We start from the raw sequence: 21,877 nt of genomic DNA, 5'->3' as shown, positions 1-21,877 counted from the left end.
TTACGCAAATTAATATAATACCTGTTATGCGAAATATTTTTAATTATTTATTTTAAATCAATTGGTTATGATTTTTTATTAATCAACCCAACCCGATGGGGCTTTTTTATGAATTGATTGTATTTAATGATTGATAATTGATCAGTGTTCCAAGGTCAATCTATCACAAAATTAAAGAAAGCAAATTAACGTCCCAAAATCATTTCCAAGACAAATTTGCTACCAATAAAGCCGATCGCCAACAGCATAAAGCCACTGAGGGTAAACCGGATGGCTTTTTGCCCACGCCAGCCTAAACGGTAATGACCAATCAATAGGATACCGAAAACAAACCAGGACAGAATACTGAAGGTGGTTTTATGTGCCAGATGCTGGGCAAAGAAATTATCAATGGTGAAAAAACCGAAGCCGAGTGCGATGGTCAGCAGGGCAAAACCAATCCCCAGCATGTCAAATAACAAGGATTCCATGGCCTGATAGGGGGGTAATAAATTGACCCAGAGGCGTTTTTGCTTTTTCTTTAACTCACGGTTTTGTACCCAAAGCAGAAGGGCATGCAAAGCAGCCATCAGCAAAATGGCATAGGCAGAAAGCGACAGCAGAATATGAATGTCCAGACTGAGTGAGTTTTCACTCATCAACTGGTTGGATTTACTCAGACCAAAGCCCAGAATCAGGCCCAGTGCAGCCACCGGAATACCGATCAAATTCAGTGCCATCACCGGGCGGTAATGACTGAACAATAGGCTGAGCAGCAACATCAACCCTGAGGTAAATGACATCAGGTTAAAAACGTCATAATTTACGCCCAACGGGGTGAGCATATCGCCAGATAAGATCAGGCCATGTAAAATGAGACCCAAACTTAACAGGATACTGATCAGTCCATGGTGGGGATGACGTTTTGACATCAGTTGCATTAACAAGTACCAAAATGCAGAGCTATAGGCAACAAGGGCCAAAACGAGATAAACCAAGGGGAGACTGATCATGTCAAACCTTTTGCGGGATGATGAAGATTCGTGATGTTAGAAGATATAAATTCTACGCGAACTAAAGTATCCTATAGCATCTTATGCATAAATTTTCTAATTGAAGAAAGATTTTTTTGCAACTAGCCATTTTAAGCGGATTTTGCAATGTTTGATACCTTAACAGAACGACTCACGCAGAGTTTAAGAAATGTTACTGGCTCAGGGCAGCTGACCGAAGATAATATTAAAGATACGTTACGTGAAGTACGTATGGCCCTTCTTGAGGCCGATGTGGCGTTACCTGTAACTCGTGAATTCATCGCGAAAGTTAAGGAACAGGCATTGGGCCAAGAAGTGATGAGTCAGCTTTCTCCAGGCCAGGCCTTTGTCAAGATCGTCTATGACGAATTGACCAAGATGATGGGCGAAGCCAACGAAACACTTGATCTTGCAGCTAAACCTCCTGTAGTGATCTTGTTAGCCGGTTTGCAGGGGGCGGGTAAAACCACCACGGCAGCGAAACTAGCCCGTTTCCTACAAGAGCGTCAGAAGAAAAAAGTAGCGATGGTGTCTGCCGACGTGTACCGTCCTGCAGCAATCAAGCAGCTACAGACCGTTGCCGGTGAAGTCGGCGCAATTTTCTTTGAATCCAGCGCGAATGAACAACCGATCACGATTGCCAATCGTGCGATTGAACAGGCCAAAATCCAGTTTGCCGATGTCCTGATTGTCGATACTGCAGGTCGTCTGCATGTCGATGAAGACATGATGGGTGAAATCAAGGAATTACACGCCGCGATCAAGCCGACTGAAACCTTGTTCGTGGTCGATGCCATGACTGGTCAGGATGCGGCCAATACTGCGAAAGCCTTTAATGACGCCTTGCCTTTAACCGGTGTGATCCTGACCAAAACTGATGGTGATGCGCGTGGTGGTGCTGCACTGTCTGTGCGTGCGATTACTGGCAAGCCAATCAAGTTCCTGGGGATGGGGGAAAAACTCGATGCCTTAGAGCCATTCCATCCGGAACGTGTGGCACAACGTATTCTCGGCATGGGTGACGTACTTTCTTTGGTCGAAGAAGTTGAACGTAAAATCGACAAAGAAAAAGCCGAAAAAATGGCGAAAAAATTGCAGAAAGGCGGCAGCTTCAATCTTGAAGACATGCTGATGCAATTTGAGCAAATGAAAAAAATGGGCGGCATGATGGGCTTCCTGGACAAACTTCCAGGCATGAGCAATTCCGGCATTCAGCAGGCACTTGAGCAGGCGAATCCAGAAAAGCAAGTGAAAAAAATGGAAGCGATTATCCAGTCGATGACGCCGAAAGAGCGCCGTAATCCGGACATCATCAACCCAAGCCGTAAAAAACGGATTGCAGCGGGTTGTGGTATGGATGTGTCGGAAATCAACAAACTGTTGAAACAGCACAGCCAGATGGCCAAGATGATGAAGAAATTTGCCAATCCATCAGGCATGAGCAAAATGATGCGTGGACTGGGCAATCTGCAGAAACAGTTTGGCGGTGGTGGTGCAGGAATGGGTCCATTGTTCGGTAATAACGAACCGAAAAAATAAGCCCAGTTCTTCCCCATAAAAAAGGCGCAATGTGCGCCTTTTTTATGGGCTGAATTTAGCTGATTTCGTTGAATTGTGGATGATGGCGCAAATAATGCTTTAAGCCATAGAGCAGTAAATCGGATTCAACCCGAGGTTGATACGGTTGCAGGAATTTGGCAAACAGTGTGGCGTCACCACCGGTGAGCACGAGCTGTTTCGGGGATTGCTGCATGATGTGTTCGATGGTGCTCAGCAGACCCAGCAAGATGCCATGATGCACGGCATCAATGGTATTTTGACCAGGGCTAAGATCATCGAAAGCGCAATCCGGAATTTTAATGCCTTTGGTATTCTGAATCAGTGCATCACGCTGCAAGTACAGGTTGGGTAAAATATAACCGCCGAGATGCTGTAAACCTTGTACCAGATCAATGGTCAAAGCGGTGCCGCAGCCAATCACGCAAAATTCCTGGTTTGGTTGAGCGACTGCCAATACCTGTAGCCAGCGGTCAATCCCCAGTTGTTGTGGTTCTGCATAACCGCAGTGTAGGCCGGCATATTCGGCATGCACTTGGGCAAACACCACAGGAATATTCAGCTGGCTTAAAATCAGGCGAATGCGCTCGTTATTTTCACTGTCCAGAACTGAAGAGATGCCAACATTTTGTAAATGCTGAGTTTTAAAATGTTGAATTAGACCCAGCAGTAAATCAGCAGGGGATTGTAAATGCAGCTCTGCACCCTGCTCGATGACTTGCTGCTGTTCAGTAATCCAGTATTTGAGGCGAGTGTTGCCGATATCCAGCCATAAATTTTTCATCTGTGTATCCATTCAGTTCAGGCTAGCCGGCGGAGGCGACCCTGATAAAACAGTTCAATTCCGTTTGTGGTTTCGAGTTGTACCGCACCATCATCCGCAATCCCACGGAAAATGCCGGTGCTGAGGCCGTGATGGTGTTCAAATTCTACGCTATCTCCCATAAAGCTGGCATGATGATTGAAACGTTGTGCCAGATTCGGGCAGCCATGATTAAACCATTGACCGGCCTGCTGAATCGCCAGATATAGTTCGGCAATCAGTTTTACCCGGTTGGGCTGCAACAGTCCAAGTTCAGTCAGTGAGCTGACTTGCTGATCCAGTTGATGATCTGACATCGGGGCAGTATTGATTCCGACACCGACAATCACCTGCTGCGGGGAGAGTGGTTCAATCAGGATGCCACCCCATTTGCCTTGTGGACTGTACAGGTCATTTGGCCATTTCACTTGCAAGTTGAGGGGCCGCAGACTCGGCATTTGTAGAATATTTAAGGCAATTTCCAATGCGAGGCGTCCGTCTATGGGTGTTCCTAAGGACAGCAATGTGCTTAAATAAATATTCCCTTCCGGTGACACCCATTGTCGTTGTCGCTGTCCTCGTCCCTGAGTCTGCTGGGCACTTGAGACGAGTACAGATGTGATTCCTTTTTGTGCAAACGCCCGTACATCATCATTGGTGGAGGTGGTGGTTTGTTTGAGTAATAAGACTTCAGGAAGCTGATGCTGCTCACTCAGTAATTGTCGAAGCTGGCGGGTCTCTAAATCCATTTGAATCTGAGAATAGTGGAAAATATTTATGGAGTTAATCATATATTTACTGATTGGTGCAATCGCTGGTTTTGCCGCAGGCTTGTTTGGCGTTGGTGGTGGCCTGATCATTGTCCCTATTCTGTATATCGTTTTTACCCAGTTGAATTACGATCCTTCCGTGCTGATGCATATGGCCGTGGGGACTTCACTCGCGACGATTATCGTCACCTCGATCAGTTCAGTCTTGGCTCACCATAAACGTGGCGCTGTTATGTGGACGGTGTTTCGCAATCTGGCTCCTGGTCTGGTCATTGGTTCGTTTATTGGCGCAGGGATTGCCGACCGGATGGGTGGGCAACAGCTGCAGTTGGTCATTGGAACATTTGCCGTCTGGATGGCTTATCGGATGTTTAGTGGCGCCAAAGCGGCTGTAGACACGAGCCGTCATTTACCCTCTGCACCTATGCAAACCCTGGCGGGAGGTGGAATCGGTATTGCTTCTGCGATTTTTGGTATTGGTGGCGGTAGCCTGACAGTGCCGTATCTGAACCGTCATGGCGTGGTTATGCAAAATGCCGTGGCCACTTCAGCAGCGTGCGGTTTGCCAATCGCGGTCGCTGGTGCAATTGGCTTCATGTGGTTTGGTTCCAATGAGCCAATTAATGTGCCGAATGTGATTGGCTATGTGCATATTTATGCCTTTATCGGCATTAGCGTGATGAGCTTTATTACGGCGAAATTTGGTGCAAAAGTTGCACATGCTTTATCACCCGTTATGTTGAAAAGATGTTTTGCAGGTTTGCTGCTGACCGTGGGCAGTTATCTGGTCTACCAAGGTTTGACTCGATAATGAGGGTAGTGCTGGTGCGCAATGTGCCAGCACATTGACCAAAAACACACAAAACTGATGTGACAAAGACATAGCTCACCCACTCTGAAATCAGCTACAACACCTTTTCTCACGCTAATACTGAAATAGTTCATAGCACATCGAATTGAGCGGAGTAGTGATGTAATTTCAAGACGTAGCAAGTCTGTCCGAACAGATTGCCCAGCAGATCAGTGAACAGATCATGACGGTGAATTGCTGGAAGGTGAACGCATTCCAGAACTGCGGATTGCGCAAGCGCTGAACGTCAGTCGGGGTTCGGTACGGGAAGCCTTGCTGCTCTTGGAACGTACCCATCTGATCCAGATTTATCCGCGCCGCGGTGCGATGGTGTCGGAAATGTCACTGCAGCAGGTGCATCTGCTGTTTGACAGTAGTGCTCTTGTGCTCGGTTATATGGTGCAAAGGTTGAGTGAGGGCTATAGTCCTGTGCATGTGCCAGATCTACAGCAGCTTCGGCTGCAATTGCAGCAGTATGTGCAGGCCGGCCAAAGTGAATTTTTCTACGATGCGATTTTTCAGTATCTACAGCAGCAGGCTCAGCTGATTGATAATCCGTACATGATGCAGTTTTATCAGCAATTGTTACCCTCCCTACGCCGTAGTTATTTTTTGACCCTGAACAGGGCACGGCGTGACTTGCAACGATCATTTCATCTGTTCCAGCAGGTAATTGATGCAATTTTGATCCGAAAAACCGCTCAAGCCACTTTATTTATGCAGGATTTTTGCCGACACTTGCGTAACCTCGTGTTGGACTCCCTGACACGAATGAAACAAATTGAATTGGCTTGGGCGCGTTGTGCGCGCCAATGATCTGGACACTATGCGTTTAAGCAGTTTAAAACTTTCGGGCTTCAAATCCTTTGCGGACAGTACGACTTTACATTTCCGTGATAACCGGACCGCTGTCGTTGGCCCGAATGGTTGTGGTAAATCGAATGTCATTGATGCCATCCGTTGGGTGATGGGTGAGTCCAGCGCACGGCAGCTGCGCGGTGGCAGCATGCAGGATGTCATTTTTACTGGGACAGCCAAACGCAAGCCGGTTGGCATGGCCAGTGTTGAACTGCGTTTTGAAAATACCTATGGTCAATTGGGGGGTGCCTATAATGCTTATACCGAGCTGGCAGTACGCCGGCAGGTCAATCGGGATGGTAGGTCTGAATATTTCCTGAACGGGACACGCTGCCGCCGTCGTGATATTACCGACATTTTTCTGGGGACCGGTCTTGGGCCACGCTCGTATGCAATTATTGAGCAGGGCATGATTAACCGTCTGGTGGATGCCAAACCTGAAGAATTACGAGTATTTATTGAAGAGGCTGCTGGCGTATCGCGCTATCAGGCACGTCGCCGTGAAACCCTGCAGCATTTGGAACATACCACGCAGAATCTGGCGCGTCTGGAAGATATTGCCCAGGAACTGAAGTCGCAGCTGAAAACCCTGAAACGTCAATCAGAAACAGCACTGCATTACAAACAGCTTGAGCAGCAGATTCGCAGCTTTAAAATTGAAATTCTGTCCTTTCAATGCACGCAGAGCCAGCGTTTACAGCAGGAATATACCCTGCAAATGACAGAAAGCGGTGAGCAGTTCAAATTGGTTCGTTCCGAGCTGAATACCGTTGAGCATGACTTGGCCGCGACCAATGCGCTATTTCAGCGTTTGATTCAGCAATCCACCCCCTTACAAAGCGAGTGGCAGCAAGCCGAGAAAAAGCTGGCTGAACTGAAAATGAGTCTGGAGCAGAAACAGTCTTTGCTGCAGCAGAACACTGGAACGCTAGCACAACTGGAACAACAAAAAGCCCAAAGCAAAGAGCGGCGCCAACTGATTGATCTACAGCTTGAAACACTGCTACAGCAGCAGGAAGTATTGGCCGAGCAAGTGCAAGATCAGGAACAGCAGCGTGAACAACGTGAACAGCAGTTGAAGATACTGAATGTGCAAAAGCAGCAGACAGTGCAGCAATTCGAGCAGATCAAGGCTCAGGTTGAAAAGTATCAGCAGCAGAAACTGCAGATGCAGGCTCAGATCGAACAGCTCAGTAAAAATATGCAGCGCTTGGAACAACAAAAGCAGACCTTACAACAGCAAAGCAGTCAGCTCGAACAGCAATACCAGCCGGAAGAACTGCAGCAGTGGATGGATGAAAAGCTACAGTTGACCCAGCAAGTGCAACAACTCGAACAGACGCTACAGCAGGATAAGCAACAGTTAGAACAATTACAGGCAGACTATGCCCAGCAGAAAGCACGCTGTGCCGATCTGAAAGCTGCTGTTCAGGTACTGCAATCTGAACAGAAAAATCTGCAGCGTTTAGTGGTGAAGAGCAGTCCACAACAGCAACAGCAGGCCACACAACTGATACAGGTGTTGAAACTGCAAGAGGTAGCCAAACCGCATGCAGCGCTGATTGAAAAACTATTGGCACAATGGCTGGCGGCACAGGTGCTAAATATTGAAATGCCTTTTCAGCCGCAAGTCGCACGCCAGTTAAAACCTGGCATGACTGAACAAAGGCTGCAACTGGGTCATTTGGCCTGTCTAGCGGATTGGATTGCTGAACCTACCCATTCACTGTGGCAGCAGATTGGGGTGGCAGACACTTTGCAACACGCTTTGACCTGGCAAAATCAGCTACAGGCTGGCCAGTCCATTTTAACCTTGGATGGTTATCAGGTGGGGCCGGATTGGGTGATTGGCTTGCTTTATGATGAAAATAGCCAAGCTGGGCAGGGTGCTCTCAGCCACCGCATCCGCCTGCAGGAAATCGAGCAGGCGCTGACCGAGCAGCAACCGCAATGGCAACAGGCTGAGCAAGGCCTCCCCGACTATGCTGAGAAAATTAAAGCAGCTCAGCAGACATTCACTACCCAGCAGGCCCGCTTGCAACAGCAACAGCAGGCTGTACAGCAGCTCGAAATGCAAATCGTGAAATGGCAGGCCAGTGCCGAAGCCTTTAGCGTGCAAAAACGTCAGCTGATCGAACAGTTGCAACAGTTGGATGTGCAGTACGAAGAAGATGCCATGCAACGTGATGATCTGGAGATTGATCTGCATGCAGTCGCTTTAAAATTGGAACAGCAACTGCCAGATTATAAAGCCCTGCAGTATCAGGTTGACGAGCTCAGTGAACAGGCTGAGTCCGAACAGCGGGATTACCAGCAACTGCAACAGAATGTCGAACTGCAGCGCCGTCAGCTCAGTCAGATCCAACAGCAGATTGAATTGCTGGAAAAAGACCAGTCTTTTCTGCACGCCCAGCAACAACAGATTTTGCTGCAAATGGAGCAGGCGAAAAAATTTGTTGACCCGATTCAGCTGGAATTACCTACCTTGCAAGGTGAGTTTTCCGAGCAGTACCAGCAAACCGAAAAATTGCAAAAACACTGGAAGGAATGGCAGCTTGAACTGAACAGCGTGCAGGAAAAACAGCAACAGCTGACCGAACAGCGCCACCAATATCAGCAGCAGGATGAACAGCTGCGTGAAAAACTCGAACAGCAGCGTCTGGCTTGGCAAGCCAGCAAATCAGATCTGGCACATTATCGCGAACAGCTGCAGGCACTCGAAAGTGAAATTCTGCCAGACTGCAAGATTGATCTGGTCCAGCATCAGCAACAACTGGAAAAAGCCCAGCAACAGTTCGCAAAACTCGGTGCGGTGAACTTGGCCGCATCGCAGGAATATGAAGAAGTTGCTCAGCGTTATGACGAGTTGAACCATCAGATTCAGGATCTGGAAAATACGGTTGAGCAGCTGAGACAGGCCATGAAAAGTATTGATCAGGAAACCCGTAAGCTGTTTATGTCAACGTTTGAGCAGGTGAATGCCGAACTACAACAGCTGTTCCCGAAAGTTTTTAATGGCGGAGAAGCCAGCCTGACACTAGAAGATGATTGGCAATCCGGGGTAAAACTCATGGCCCGTCCTCCAGGCAAACGTAACAGTTCCCTGGCCTTACTGTCAGGTGGAGAAAAAGCATTGACTGCACTGGCCTTGGTGTTTGCTATTTTTCGGCTGAATCCGGCACCGTTCTGTGTACTGGATGAGGTGGATGCTCCACTGGATGATGCCAACGTACAACGGTTTTGTAATTTGGTAAAAGAACTTTCTGAACAGGTACAATTCATTTACATTACACATAATAAACTTGCAATGACGATGGCAACCGATTTATTGGGTGTTACCATGCCTGAACCGGGAACATCAAAATTAGTCACTGTAAATTTGGAACAGGCAAAAGAATACGGTTTAGTCGTGGAGGCATAAAAAAATGGAAATCAACACCATCATTGGCATTGTGATCGCAGTGATCATCATTCTGCTGGGTCTGAGGATGATACTGAAAAAGCCGAATGATGCCGCCCCTTCGCTTGATTCTGAATTATACGTTGATCCTGACAGTAACCAGCCGGTGATTCCGCGTCATGTGCGTGATCAGCTGCCGGTTGCCGAGCAGCCGGAGAACCACATTGAACCGGTACTCAGCGAAACCAAACAAACAGAAGAAGCTGCTCCACCTGCCTCTGTTCAGACTGAAACGCCAGTTGCTCCGTCTTCTACAGCAACCGTCGAAGGCTATACCCCAGAGACTGAACCAGCCAAAGCAGATGCTGTAGATCAAGAACCAGATGTAGCGGTGAAAAAAAGCGCGAGCGAAAAAGTTGAGCCGGAACTTAGCCTCAATCCCGAGTTGGAAACAGCACAAATCTCTGACTTTGATGGTGATAGCAGTATTCTGGATGTGCATTTGCATGAACAACAACGCCAGGATGATGAAAGCGCTTTGGCCAATGCCCAGTACATTATCGCGCTGAATGTCTATCCGAACCCACGTCGTGCTTTATCGGGTGATAAGACGCTGAAAGTCTTGATGAAATATGGCCTGCGTTATGGCGAGATGTCCTGTTTCCATCGTTATCTGGAAACGAATGAGCCAAGCCCGCTAATGTTCTCGGTCTTGCGTATTACTGATGAAGGCCCGGCTGGTTTTGATTTGGAAACCCTGTCGACCGAACAGGTACAAGGCTTGGCATTCTTTCTAGCGTTACCAAACCCGCATGCACAAACCGGTTTTGATATGATGGCCAGCATTGCCGGTCTGATTGCCCGTGAAATTGAGGGCAAGGTGTATGATGAGAATAATCTGGAATTCACGCCACAGCTGAAAGAACACTGGCGTCATCAAGTGATTGATTATCGACCAGCTCAGGAAAACGTTTAAACAGTTCACAGCATCTTCTTATATAATGCTGGGCAGTCAAATTGAGGGCGGATTATCCGCCCTTTTGTATGGGGAACACTATCATGACATCCGCTGTGGTCGCGCAAATGCGCCAACTGATTCAACTGATTGCCAAGCACAATCACGCTTACTATGTCATGGATCAGCCTGTTATTTCCGATCACGAATATGATGCCCTGTTTCAGCAGTTGAAAGCTCTGGAACAGCAATATCCAGCACTAATCCAAGCCGATACGCCAACGCATAAAGTTGGGGGTAAAGCGCTGTCGAAATTTGAAAGTGTGACCCATGCCGTACCGATGCTGTCATTGGGCAATGTCTTTAATCAGGATGAACTGTTTGCTTTTGCCCGCCGCGTAGAAGAACGGCTGCCAGGGCAAGAGGTGACTTATGATGTCGAGCTGAAACTCGATGGGCTGGCCATTTCCTTGTGGTATGAAAATGGTGTGCTGGTGCGTGGGGTAACCCGTGGTGACGGAGAAACCGGAGAAGACATTACCCAGAATGTCAAAACCATCCGTAACTTGCCGAAAGTGCTGACTTCGACTGACATCGAAATCCCGCGTTTACTGGAAGTACGTGGCGAAGTACTGATGCCAAAGTCCGGTTTTGAAAAGCTGAATGCGGATCAGCAGGCCAAAGGTGAAAAAACCTTTGCCAATCCGCGTAATGCCGCTGCAGGAAGTTTGCGCCAGCTTGATCCTGCGATTGCTGCTGCACGCCCATTGGCCTTTTATGCCTATGGCATTGCACAATGTGAACCTTCGAATGGTTTACAGTCCATGCATGAAAGTTTGCAGTGGCTATCCCAACTTGGTTTCGAGATTGCGGAGCGCCAGTTCCTGTGTCCTTCGATTGTTGAAGTGCAGCGGTTGTATGAGCAGATTCATCAGGAACGGCCAAATCTGCAGGTTGAAATTGATGGCATGGTGATTAAGGTCGACAGCCTGAAACAACAACAGCAGCTCGGTTACTTAAGCCGAGAGCCACGTTGGGCCACCGCCTACAAATTTCCGGCTGTTGCAGCCTTGACCATTGTTGAACAGATTGACTGGCAAGTTGGGCGTACCGGTGTGTTAACACCAGTTGCACGTCTCAATCCGGTATTTGTCGGTGGGGTTACAGTGTCCAATGTGACCTTGCACAACATCGGTGAAATCCATCGTCTGGATGTGCGCGTGGGCGATACGGTCAGTGTTTACCGTACCGGTGATGTGATCCCCAAAGTGGAAAAAATCTGGCCAGAGTTCCGTCCAGATGATGCACAGGTGGTCCATTTGCCGGCTGAATGTCCGGTTTGTGCTTCTCCGGTGGTGATGCCTGAAGGTGAGGCATTGGCGCGCTGCTCCGGCGGTTTGTACTGTGCGGCACAGCGTATTGAAGCTATTCGCCATTTTGTATCGCGCAAGGCGTTAGATATTGAAGGGTTGGGTGATCGTTGGGTGGAATCATTACTCAACCTTAACTTGCTGAATAATGTTGCAGATATCTATCATTTGCATGAGCATCGCCAGACTTTGCTCGGCATCGAAAAGATGGGAGAGAAATCGGTTCAGAACCTGATCGATGCCATTGAGAACAGTAAAAAAACCACGCTGGCACGTTTTATCTATGCGCTCGGAATACGCGGTGTCGGGGAAACCACGGCACGCATGTTGGCCAATACCTTCCAGACCTTTGAAGCCTTACAGCAGGCGGATATTGATGCTTTGAAAAAAACCCCCGATGTGGGGGATATTACGGCGGAGTGGATTGTCGACTTCTTCCAGGCACCGCATAACCTGGAAGTGATCGAACGTCTGCTGGCTGCCGGGATTCACTGGGATGCGCCAACGGCACCGAGCCGCCAGCCCCTTAATGGTGAAAGCTGGGTATTGACCGGAACTTTAGCGCTCATGACCCGGGATCAGGCAACGCAAATGCTACAGGCTTTAGGGGCACGTGTTAGTGGTAGTGTATCCAGTAAAACCAAATGTGTGGTCGCGGGTGAAAAGGCGGGATCCAAACTGGAAAAAGCTGAAAAACTGAATATTCCCGTACTCGATGAAAATCAGTTTATCGAGTTGATGAAAACTTATGGTCAAGAACTTTAATGTAATTCCTGTTACCCGAGTCTTACATAATTTCTTCACTTTTCAATAAACTTTATAAGCTTCAAAGCCTTATTCCATAAGGCTTTCGTGGTTACAAAAAAGTCTAAAAATTTGTGAACTGATTGATGTATTAAGTTTGTAATTGCGTATAATTTCGCCATCAACCCTTGCTGGGATGTAGCTATTTGAGGCTGCAGGACAGTAGGGGTTTTTCTATGGAAATTTTCTGCTTCAGTCGCTGAGGCAAAGTCAAGATGGTGGCAGCCATGATCTTCTCTTCTAAAACAACGCTAGTCGATCAAACCGCACAAATCGGTACGCAACGGCTGGCGACCCGTTTGAATTTTTTTAGTTTGGGATTTGCTACGGCTGCCTGGGCACCTCTGATTCCTTATGCGCAAAGTCGTTTGCATTTCAATCATGCTGATTTGGGTTTATTGCTGTTGTGTATGGGGATTGGTTCAATGCTGGCGATGCCGGCAACCGGAGCCTTGGTGCAGCGTTTGGGTAGCCGCTTCATGATTGGTCTGGCTGTCTTGATTTTACTGACGCTTTTGCCAAGTCTGGCCGTCCTGTCTTCCCCAGTGCCTATGGCCGTGGCTTTATTCCTGTTTGGTACTGCAGCCGGCAGTTTTGGTGTCGCGCTGAATTTGCAGGCAGTGATTGTTGAAAAGAACAGTGCACGTCCATCCATGTCGGGCTTTCATGGCATGTGCAGCTTGGGGGGGCTGTCTGGAGTGATGTTGATGACCGGATTGCTGGCCGCAGGAATCTCACCGCTATTGGCGACGTTACTGATCAGTGGTCTGCTGTTACTCATCGCTGTTATAGCATTGCCAGGCTGTTTGAGTCGTATCGAAAAAGAGCCGGAAAATGTTCGGAGCCAGCAGGCCAAACCCGCACGTGGTCTGCCGCCAATGACGATTCTACTGATCGGCATGATGTGTTTTATTGCCTTTTTGTCCGAGGGCGCTGCGATGGACTGGAGTGGTATTTATCTCACCAGCCAGTATCAGGTCAGCACGGCTTTCGCTGGATTAGCCTATACCTTTTTTGCCATCACCATGACCTTGGGGCGTTTTTCCGGACGCCATCTGTTACAACTGTTGGGTGAGCAAAAAATTGTCAGCTATAGCGCTATCTGTGCTGCGGTTGGACTATTGGTGGTGGTCACTGCACCGCACTGGATGGTGGTGTTATTGGGCTATGCATTAGTAGGGCTTGGTTGTTCGAATATTGTTCCTGTGATGTTTTCACGGGTTGGACGACAGAATTTGATGGGTAAAGCCGCTGCTTTATCTTGTGTTTCTACCATGGCTTATAGTGGTTCACTTATGGGGCCAGCATTGATTGGTATGATTGGTGAGTTGACCAGTCTGATGTTTATGTTCAGCCTGATTGCTCTGTTACTCTTGGTGATTGCATTGCTGAATAAATTCACCCAGGTAGATCATGCTTAACAACTAATGATGAAAAAAACCGGTTAATTGACCGGTTTTTTATTGGAATGGGTTAACTGGCATGTGGAATAAACAGATGGGGTAATGCCGCTGCCTGATTTAAATCGCGTAAAAAACTGTTTCGCCAGTCATGAATATCAAATGCTTTCAGACCCTGCATTAACTGTTCATAACGGCGTATACGTTCTTTTTTGGACAGTTCCAGTGCCTTTTTCAAGGTCTGGATCATGTTGTTTGGATCTTGCGGATCGACAATCAGTGCCTGCGACATTTGTTCTGCTGCTCCGGTATATTTTGACAGGATCAGCACGCCAGGATCCTCTGGATTTTGTGCAGCAATATATTCCTTTGCGACCAAATTCATGCCGTCACGCAAGGAGTTGATCCAGCAAATATCACTCAGACGGTACAATCCCATCAATTTTTCATGTTGGATGGTTTGATGGGTACATTCAATTGGGTGCCAATAGTCCTGTCCCAGTTCACTGTTGATCTGGCTGACAGTTTCCGTCAGTTGATCATACAGTTGGTGATAGACCGGAATTTCCATTCGGCAGGGACAAGCGACCTGTAATTCTGTCACGCGTTTCCGATACTCGGGGTATTGTTCCAGAAAACCGGCAAAGGCCTGAAAGCGTTCTAAGAGACCTTTGGAATAATCAATTCGATCTACCCCTATAATCGTTTTTTGCTGTTGCAACAGAGCTGGGTCAAAGATATCTTGTGGCTGCTCAACTTGCTGCTCGGCCACATGCTGCAGTTTTTCAGGATCTACCCCGATCGGATAGCATTTGATGGTTTTAACATGAATTTGTTCACTGAACAGTAATTGCTGGATCGTGGCGGTTTTTAAATAACTGCTGAGAACCTGTTGGCAACGGCTTTCGTCTTGTTCAGTTTGTAAGCCAATCACATCATAACAGCAGAGATCCTCAATCAGTTTTTGTGCACTCGGAATCGCTGACCAGATGCTGAGTGGCGCAAAGGGGATATGCAAAAAGAAGCCGATTTTGTTTGGCATGCCCAGCTCGCGACAGTAATGTGCCACACTCAGAAAGTGGTAGTCATGTACCCAGATCATATCGTCCACAGCGGCAATTTGTTGCAATTTTTCTGCAAATAGACGGTTAACCTGTTGATAGATCTCAAACTCTTCGTGCTGGTATTCAATTAAATCCCGACGTTCATGCATGGCCGGCCACAGAGTATGGTTGGCAAAACCACAGTAATAGCCCTGATATTGCTGTTCGGTGAGGGGACAGGTGAGATACTGTACCTGACCCTGCACCAGTTCGTTAAATTCAGGTGACTGGTCATGACTGATTTTCTCTCCATTCCAGCCCAGCCAGATGCCACCGCTTTCCTGTAAAGCATCCTGTAATGCGACAGCCAAACCACCCGCGGCTTGTTTTTCCGGGTTAGGTAAGCTGACCCGATTGGATAAGACGATTAATTTAGACATGCTTGTTCTCCCTCACTGGCGCGATTCTTTGAGCAAACACGCGCTTTTAATTGTTGTACGAATAATTCGAGAAATTGTGCGACTGCGCTGATGTCCTGCAGGCGATGATGCGCTTCGGTTGCGCCGGAACCTACTTTGATACTGATCCCTTGCAAGGCATTAACCACCGCAAAGCCAGGTTCATCCGTACGGTCATCGCCAATAAAAATGGGTAAGTATTCTTCTAGCTGTAAATGCTGCATCAAGGTTTTAATGGCATAACCCTTACTCGCTTGAAGCGGTAGTAACTCCACCACACATTTGCCCTGATGCAGTTTCAGTTGTGGATATTCGGGTTGAAGCTCACGCATGATTTGTTCGGCAATTGCTGCCAATGCAGGACACTGTCGGTAATGCAGCGCTATGGCATGGCCTTTATCTTCGATGAGTAAATCAGGGTAGGGCACACAAGCCTTGCTGATCTGTTGTTTCAGCCGGTCAAAATTGATAGCGCTTAAATCCGGACGCAGTAATTTTTGGGCATCAATTTTGATGTCTACACCATGTAAACCGGCAATTGGAATGGGTAATGAGGCCAAGAGTTTCTCGGCTGTCCTGAGATCACGTCCGGTCACCGCAATCACCGGGGTAGCCAGTTCGATACAATGTCGTAAGAGCTGTAACGTTGCCGGTGGAATAAAACTGTGTTGCGGATTATCTTGGAAAGCAGCCAAGGTGCCATCAAGGTCTAAAAACAGGCAATAGGTCTGAGTAGTAAAGTTTAGGGTGTCAATCAGATCGAGAGGATGAGAACAGTTTGGCGCTAAAAACGTATCATCCAGCGGGCTAGCCATAAAATTGTCCTGATCATTTTCTAAAGCTGTTGATTTCTTTTAGCATTAGAAAATGTGCTCAGGTCAGAATTTAGTATTTCGCCTACACAATATTAACTAGCCTTACATAGTCGGTTCATATTCATAACATCCTGCTTGAGGAACTCGGGATGTGAGTGTCAGCTTTTTAAAATATGCTTGGAAAATGAAGGAATTAAACATGATTGAATAGAAATTGGATCAGGTTAAGTTGTGTAACCGATTTAAAATTTACTTACATTTATATGGCGGCTGCGACCGAATGCTATATTTCTTCCACATTCTTGATGGGTTTGTGTAACACGATGTCATCCTGATAAATTAGCTACAAAAAAATCCTGAGTAAAATAATATGCAAAAACAAATGATTAAAAGCTTGTTGCCGATCTAAATGCGTATGTTTCTCATTTTAATTTTATAAAAATCATAAACTTACATAATTTTAATTTTGCATTTGTGCTTGAACTTACTCATAATAAAGAGCAAAACAGTTTGGAGATGAGCTTATGCGTGGCAATCCAGAGGTCATAGACTATTTAAATATGTTGATCGGTGGCGAGCTGGCAGCCCGGGATCAATACCTGATTCACTCACGCCTGTATGAAGATTGGGGTCTCACTAAAATTTTTGAACGTATTGATCATGAGATGCAGGAAGAAGCTTCCCATGCTGATGCGATCATCCGCCGTGTGCTGTTTTTGGGTGGTACACCCAATATGAAGCGTGAAAACATTAAAGTCGGTACCGATGTTGTGAGCTGTTTGAATGCTGATTTGGCACTCGAATATCACGTGCGTGAAAAACTGGTCACCGGTATTCGCTTATGTGAAGAAAAAGGCGATTACATCAGTCGTGATATGCTGAAACAACAGTTATCTGATACGGAAGAAGATCATACCTATTGGCTGGAAAAACAGTTGCGTCTCATTGAGTTAATCGGATTACAAAACTATATTCAGTCCCAGATTTAATCCAGTTTTTTGCAATTCAGGCCCAATCTTGTATTGGGCTTTTTTACGGCTGCGTTTTAGCAAAAAACAGCGTATAGTCCCAATAAAAATGCGCCGCAAGAAAGGAAGAGAGCACATGCTAAATATCTTGTTGATCACCGGTTGGGGAATGGGAACGGCTGTGTTACATCCCTTAAAACAGGCACTGGAACAACATGATATTCAGGTTGAGCTGATCGATATTTTTCCTGCACAAAAGGCTGAAGTTCTCGCACAATATATCGAGAAAGCGCGCGGTGCCGATGTGCTTATGGGGTGGTCGTTGGGGGGCGAGTTGGCCATGCTTTTGGCCGATGCCATCTATCAACAGCATGGGGAGGCTAAGCCACTGATTACTCTGGCCAGCAACCCTTCTTTTGTGGCCCATTCGCATTGGCATTGTGCGATGCCCAAAGAGACCTTTCAAACCTTTCAGGAATCCTTCCGGCGCTTACCGGCACAAACCCTGAAGCGTTTTATTGCCCTAGTCGCTATGGGCAGTGCTAGTGCTAAAGAACAGCAGAAAATGCTGCAACAATTACAGGATCAACCCGATCATCAACTGTTACAGGATGGGCTTGAACTGTTGGCTCAGTTAAATCTGGTGGAAAAACTCGAACATTATCAGGGTGCTCAACTTCATTTATATGCCGAGCAGGATGCACTGGTTCCTCACCAGATCGTCGCGAAAATGCAGAAATTGCCTGCAAAAAATCTGCAGGTAAAAGTTCTTAAACAGGCTGCACACAGTTTTCCCTGCTTTGAAACTGACTGGACAGTACAGCAAATTTTGGCTTTTTGTGCAGATTGGCAGAAAAATTGATATGGCTTGGAGTTTCTGGCAATTTCTTTTCCTATCCTGCAAGTTTAAGATGTATGGCATGAATAAATGTCTTGAAAAGCAGCGTGTGGGTTAAGGATGACCGATCTATTTGACCAGAACCATCTATGGCATCCCTATACATCGATGCTGAATCCTTTGCCGACCTTTAAGGTAAAAAAGGCGTATGGTGCGACAATTGAACTGGAGGATGGCACTACTTTAATTGATGGCATGTCCTCATGGTGGTGTGCGATTCATGGCTATAACCATCCTGAGCTGAATCAGGCAGTACGTGACCAGTTAGACAACATGGCACATATCATGTTTGGTGGCTTGACGCATGATCCTGCAATTGAACTCGGCAAACTACTCCTGGAAATTACCCCGCCCAGTTTAGACAAAATATTCTATGCCGATTCTGGCTCTGTAGCGGTTGAAGTTGCCCTGAAAATGGCGGTGCAATACTGGGCTGCACGGGGTTTCAGTCAGAAGAGTAATTTCATCACCACACGTTCCGGCTATCATGGTGATACCTGGAATGCTATGTCAGTATGTGATCCTGTGACTGGCATGCACCAGATTTTTGGCTCAAGCCTACCGAACCGGTTTTTTGTGCCTGCACCGCAAAGCCCGTTTCATGGTGATTGGAATGCTCAGGATATTCTGGAGCTGGAACAAACTCTAGCCCAACATCATGACAGTATCGCAGCGCTGATTATTGAGCCGATTGTGCAAGGTGCAGGCGGGATGCGTTTTTATCATCCTGAATATTTGCGTCAGGCCAAACGGCTCTGCGAAAAATACAATATTCTGTTGATCTTTGATGAGATTGCTACCGGTTTTGGTCGTACCGGTAAACTGTTTGCCTGGGAGCATGCCCAGGTTGAGCCAGATATTATGTGTATCGGCAAGGGACTCACCGGGGGATACATGACCCTGTCCGCAACCTTGACAACACAACATGTGGCCGAAACCATCAGTCAGGGCGAAGCCGGTGTGTTTATGCACGGCCCGACCTTTATGGCCAATCCACTGGCCTGTACAGTGGCATTGAAAAGCACGCAATTGTTAGTGTCACAAAACTGGCAAGCCAATATTCAACGCATTCAACAACAGTTACAGCAAGGCCTAACCGCCTTGGCTCAACTGCCACATGTGGCGGATGTCCGCATTTTGGGGGCAATTGGGGTAGTGGAACTCACGGTTCCCGTAGAGATGAAAACGTTGCAACAGCAATTTGTCGCGCGTGGAATCTGGGTGCGCCCATTTGGCAAACTGGTCTATGTGATGCCACCCTATGTGATTACATCAGCTGAGCTGGACAAGCTGCTGCAGCAGCTCGTGGCGGTGGTAAAAGATATGCAAGGAGAAGTCATCCATGAGTCTGCTTGATCATTATGCAGAGCAGCTTGATCAGCTGAAACAGCAGGGGAATTTCCGTCAGTTTACGCCGCACCAACAGGCCGGCAAGCAGATCCGGATTGCCGGGCAAGACATGCTGAATCTGTCATCCAATGACTATTTAGGACTGGCAGCAGACCTCCAGTTACGTGAGCAGTTTTTTGATCAGTTGCCTGTGGAACAGCGCCGTCTCACCTCATCTTCATCTCGTTTGCTGACCGGTAATTTCCCGGAATATGAGGCGTTCGAGCAACAGCTCAGCCAGGCATTTCAGGGGCGCGCCGCATTATTGTTTAACAGTGGCTATCACATGAATATCGGCATCTTGCCAGCGTTGGCGGATGCTAGAACCCTGATTTTGGCTGATAAGTTGGTGCATGCCAGCATTATTGATGGGATTCGTTTATCTGCAGCCAAATATGTACGTTACCGTCACAACGATTTGGTACATCTGGAACAGTTATTACAGCGCTATCAGGATGATGACAGTTTTGACCGTATTATCGTGGCGACTGAAAGTATTTTTAGTATGGATGGTGACGAAACTGATCTGGCTCAGCTGGCTCAGCTCAAACAGCGCTATAGTAAAGTGATGTTATATGTCGATGAAGCGCATGCTATCGGGGTACGTGGCGAGCGTGGACTGGGCTGTGCTGAACAATATCAGGTGATGGATCAGATTGATTTTCTGGTGGGCACCTTTGGTAAAGCATTGGCTTCGGTCGGTGGCTATCTGATTTCAGCGCCAGTCATCCGTGATTATTTGGTTAATAAAATGCGCCCGCTGATTTTTAGTACCGCACAGCCGCCTTTATCGATGGCCTGGGGCAATTTTATTTTTCAGCAGATGCAGCACATGCCAGAAAAACGTCAGCATCTGGCCCAACTCAGCCAACAGTTAATTCAATCCATTCAGCATAAGGGATTTGCCTGTCCGGCCAGTTCTCACATCGTACCGGTGATTATTGGGGATAGCCAAAAAGCCGTGGACTATGCCAAACAGGTACAGCAACAGGGCTTTTACGTCATGCCTGTACGTCCACCGACTGTGCCACAAAATAGCGCCCGTTTAAGGATCTGTTTAACCGCCTTGATCCAGCCACATGACCTAGAAGCTTTGGTTACTTGCCTGTGATTTTGGATAAACACAACATCGCGCAACGTTTTGCGCGTGCCGGGCAGAGTTATCAGCGCCAGGCTGTCGTACAGCAGAAAATTGCCCAGCATCTGGCAGAGCAGATTGCCGTGTTTTGTCCCGAGTCTTGGTCGAAGGTATTTGAAATGGGTTGCGGTTCCGGATACCTCACCCGGCAACTGCTGAACCAACGCAGCCTTCCTCATTTGTACTTGAATGATCTCTATTCACAGGTACAACTGCATTTCCAGGACCTTTCATCCGTACAGTGGTATCTCGGTGACATTGAGCAAATCCGCTGGCCTGATGCGCTGGATGCGATTGTTTCCACTTCGGCTTTGCAGTGGATGGCTGATCTGGATGCGGTGTTCCGTCATTGTTATGCCAGTTTGCTGCCGCAAGGAGCTTTGTGTTTTTCTAGCTTTGGACCGGAAAATTTACTGCAAATCAAGCAGTTGACGGGACAGGGTTTGCATTATTTCACTCTGGAACAGTTGCGTGAAAAGCTACAGGCAGCCGGTTTTGAAATTCTGTACCTAGAGCAACAGCGACAGCAGCTGTATTTTGCTCAACCACAAGCGGTATTGCAGCATCTCAAGGCGACGGGTGTGACGGCAACCAACCGCAGCTATCGCTGGACTAAACAGAGTCTGCAACAGTTTTATCGAGGTTATCAGCAATTCAGTACTACCGGTGATCAGGGAGAGGTGTTGTATCCACTGACTTATCATCCGATTTATTGTATTGCCCGGAGACGTGTATGAGTGCGCAGTTATATTTTGTCAGTGGAATTGATACCGGAATTGGCAAAACCTATACCACCGGCTATTTGGCCAAATTATGGAATCAGCAGGGGCTGCGCACCATTACGCAAAAACTGGTGCAAACGGGCAATATCGATGTGTCTGAGGATATTGAAGTTCACCGCCAGGTGATGGGAATGGGCTGGTTTGTGGAAGACCAGGAAAAATTGACCATGCCTGAGATCTTTAGTTATCCGGCTTCACCGCATTTGGCCAGCCAGATTGATGGTCGTGAGATTGACTTTAGCAAAATCAGCGCCGCGACAGAGCAGTTGGCCCAACGTTATGATGCAGTGTTGCTGGAAGGTGCTGGCGGTTTGATGGTGCCGCTTACACAAGACATGCTGATGATTGATTATATTGCCCAGTATGATTTTCCTGTGATTCTGGTCAGTTCAGGACGTTTGGGGAGTATTAACCATACCTTACTGAGTCTGGAAGCCATGCTGGCCCGTGGTTTGAAATTGCATGCTTTGGCCTATAACCTGAAAGATGAATCACAAGACAAATTGATCTCGGACGACACGCGTCAGTATTTGCACAATTATGTGGCTCGTCATTTTCCAGAGGCACAATGGATCGATATTCCCGTGTTGGCAGTAGCCGAATAAAC

At 47.3% G+C, this 21,877-nt stretch carries 17 protein-coding genes and 1 pseudogene; 13 read left to right on the top strand and 5 right to left on the bottom strand.

The features are described from left to right. Positions 1-185: 185 nt before the first annotated feature. On the bottom strand, positions 186-992 hold the full coding sequence (locus tag PGW99_RS09005; RefSeq protein ID WP_273777338.1) for a cytochrome C assembly family protein: 807 nt from the start codon (positions 990-992) through the stop codon (positions 186-188). Positions 993-1,139: 147 nt separating this feature from the next. Between PGW99_RS09005 and ffh the strand changes: the two genes are divergently transcribed. Then, positions 1,140-2,552: a signal recognition particle protein gene (ffh, locus tag PGW99_RS09000; protein WP_273777337.1), complete on the top strand. Its 1,413-nt coding sequence runs from the start codon at positions 1,140-1,142 to the stop codon at positions 2,550-2,552. Positions 2,553-2,607: 55 nt separating this feature from the next. On the opposite strand, the gene PGW99_RS08995 is transcribed toward ffh, so the two are convergent. Then, a complete protein-coding gene (locus PGW99_RS08995) occupies positions 2,608-3,354 on the bottom strand; it encodes a pantothenate kinase (RefSeq protein WP_273777336.1) in 747 nt (248 codons plus the stop codon). Between the two features lie 17 nt (positions 3,355-3,371). Continuing rightward, entirely contained in the window at positions 3,372-4,121 is a 750-nt protein-coding gene (locus tag PGW99_RS08990) for a biotin--[acetyl-CoA-carboxylase] ligase (protein WP_273777335.1), read from the bottom strand. A 28-nt stretch (positions 4,122-4,149) separates the two neighbouring features. Between PGW99_RS08990 and PGW99_RS08985 the strand changes: the two genes are divergently transcribed. The 6 genes and pseudogenes from PGW99_RS08985 to PGW99_RS08960 all read left to right on the top strand — a co-directional run bounded on the left by PGW99_RS08985 (position 4,150) and on the right by PGW99_RS08960 (position 13,800). Next, on the top strand, positions 4,150-4,953 hold the full coding sequence (locus PGW99_RS08985) for a sulfite exporter TauE/SafE family protein (RefSeq protein WP_273777334.1): 804 nt from the start codon (positions 4,150-4,152) through the stop codon (positions 4,951-4,953). A gap of 184 nt (positions 4,954-5,137) precedes the next feature. Beyond that, positions 5,138-5,808, top strand: a pseudogene (locus tag PGW99_RS08980) (GntR family transcriptional regulator). Between the two features lie 10 nt (positions 5,809-5,818). Then, a complete protein-coding gene (gene smc / locus PGW99_RS08975) occupies positions 5,819-9,271 on the top strand; it encodes a chromosome segregation protein SMC (RefSeq protein ID WP_273779490.1) in 3,453 nt (1,150 codons plus the stop codon). A 4-nt stretch (positions 9,272-9,275) separates the two neighbouring features. Beyond that, positions 9,276-10,226, top strand: coding sequence for a cell division protein ZipA C-terminal FtsZ-binding domain-containing protein (locus tag PGW99_RS08970; RefSeq protein WP_273777333.1), 951 nt, complete (start codon positions 9,276-9,278; stop codon positions 10,224-10,226). Between the two features lie 83 nt (positions 10,227-10,309). Beyond that, positions 10,310-12,340, top strand: coding sequence for an NAD-dependent DNA ligase LigA (gene ligA, locus PGW99_RS08965; RefSeq protein WP_443098191.1), 2,031 nt, complete (start codon positions 10,310-10,312; stop codon positions 12,338-12,340). Positions 12,341-12,606: 266 nt separating this feature from the next. Further along, complete coding sequence (locus PGW99_RS08960) at positions 12,607-13,800, top strand: MFS transporter (RefSeq protein WP_273777332.1); 1,194 nt, start codon at positions 12,607-12,609, stop codon at positions 13,798-13,800. A 52-nt stretch (positions 13,801-13,852) separates the two neighbouring features. Here PGW99_RS08960 and PGW99_RS08955 read toward each other — a convergent pair whose 3' ends face one another. Beyond that, a complete protein-coding gene (locus PGW99_RS08955) occupies positions 13,853-15,262 on the bottom strand; it encodes an alpha,alpha-trehalose-phosphate synthase (UDP-forming) (RefSeq protein WP_273777331.1) in 1,410 nt (469 codons plus the stop codon). Further along, a complete protein-coding gene (gene otsB / locus PGW99_RS08950; RefSeq protein ID WP_273777330.1) occupies positions 15,250-16,095 on the bottom strand; it encodes a trehalose-phosphatase in 846 nt (281 codons plus the stop codon). Before otsB ends, PGW99_RS08955 begins: the two co-directional genes overlap by 13 nt. Before the next feature lie 524 nt (positions 16,096-16,619). Here otsB and ftn point away from each other — a divergent pair. The 6 genes from ftn (at position 16,620) to bioD (ending at position 21,875) form a co-directional block, all read left to right on the top strand. Continuing rightward, positions 16,620-17,084 (top strand): heteropolymeric bacterioferritin subunit Ftn, encoded by a 465-nt coding sequence (ftn, locus tag PGW99_RS08945; protein WP_273777329.1) that lies wholly within the window; start codon positions 16,620-16,622, stop codon positions 17,082-17,084. Between the two features lie 115 nt (positions 17,085-17,199). Continuing rightward, positions 17,200-17,925: an alpha/beta fold hydrolase gene (locus PGW99_RS08940; RefSeq protein WP_273777328.1), complete on the top strand. Its 726-nt coding sequence runs from the start codon at positions 17,200-17,202 to the stop codon at positions 17,923-17,925. A 96-nt stretch (positions 17,926-18,021) separates the two neighbouring features. Then, positions 18,022-19,317 carry an adenosylmethionine--8-amino-7-oxononanoate transaminase gene (bioA, locus tag PGW99_RS08935; RefSeq protein WP_273777327.1) on the top strand — a complete coding sequence of 432 codons (1,296 nt, stop codon included), beginning with the start codon at positions 18,022-18,024 and terminating at the stop codon, positions 19,315-19,317. After that, positions 19,304-20,461 (top strand): 8-amino-7-oxononanoate synthase, encoded by a 1,158-nt coding sequence (locus tag PGW99_RS08930; RefSeq protein WP_273777326.1) that lies wholly within the window; start codon positions 19,304-19,306, stop codon positions 20,459-20,461. Before bioA ends, PGW99_RS08930 begins: the two co-directional genes overlap by 14 nt. Next, the gene (gene bioC, locus PGW99_RS08925; protein ID WP_273777325.1) at positions 20,458-21,225 is read left to right on the top strand and encodes a malonyl-ACP O-methyltransferase BioC; all 768 of its coding nucleotides are present in this window, start codon (positions 20,458-20,460) and stop codon (positions 21,223-21,225) included. The genes PGW99_RS08930 and bioC overlap by 4 nt, the downstream gene beginning before the upstream one ends. Next, on the top strand, positions 21,222-21,875 hold the full coding sequence (gene bioD, locus PGW99_RS08920) for a dethiobiotin synthase (protein ID WP_273777324.1): 654 nt from the start codon (positions 21,222-21,224) through the stop codon (positions 21,873-21,875). The genes bioC and bioD overlap by 4 nt, the downstream gene beginning before the upstream one ends. The last annotated feature ends 2 nt before the right edge of the window (positions 21,876-21,877 follow it).

It is taken from the genome of Acinetobacter sp. GSS19, from assembly GCF_028621895.1.
Classification (GTDB): Bacteria; Pseudomonadota; Gammaproteobacteria; order Pseudomonadales; family Moraxellaceae; genus Acinetobacter.
The sequence above is the reverse complement of the archived record's forward strand: the minus strand, read 5'-3'. Positions and strand labels throughout refer to the sequence as shown.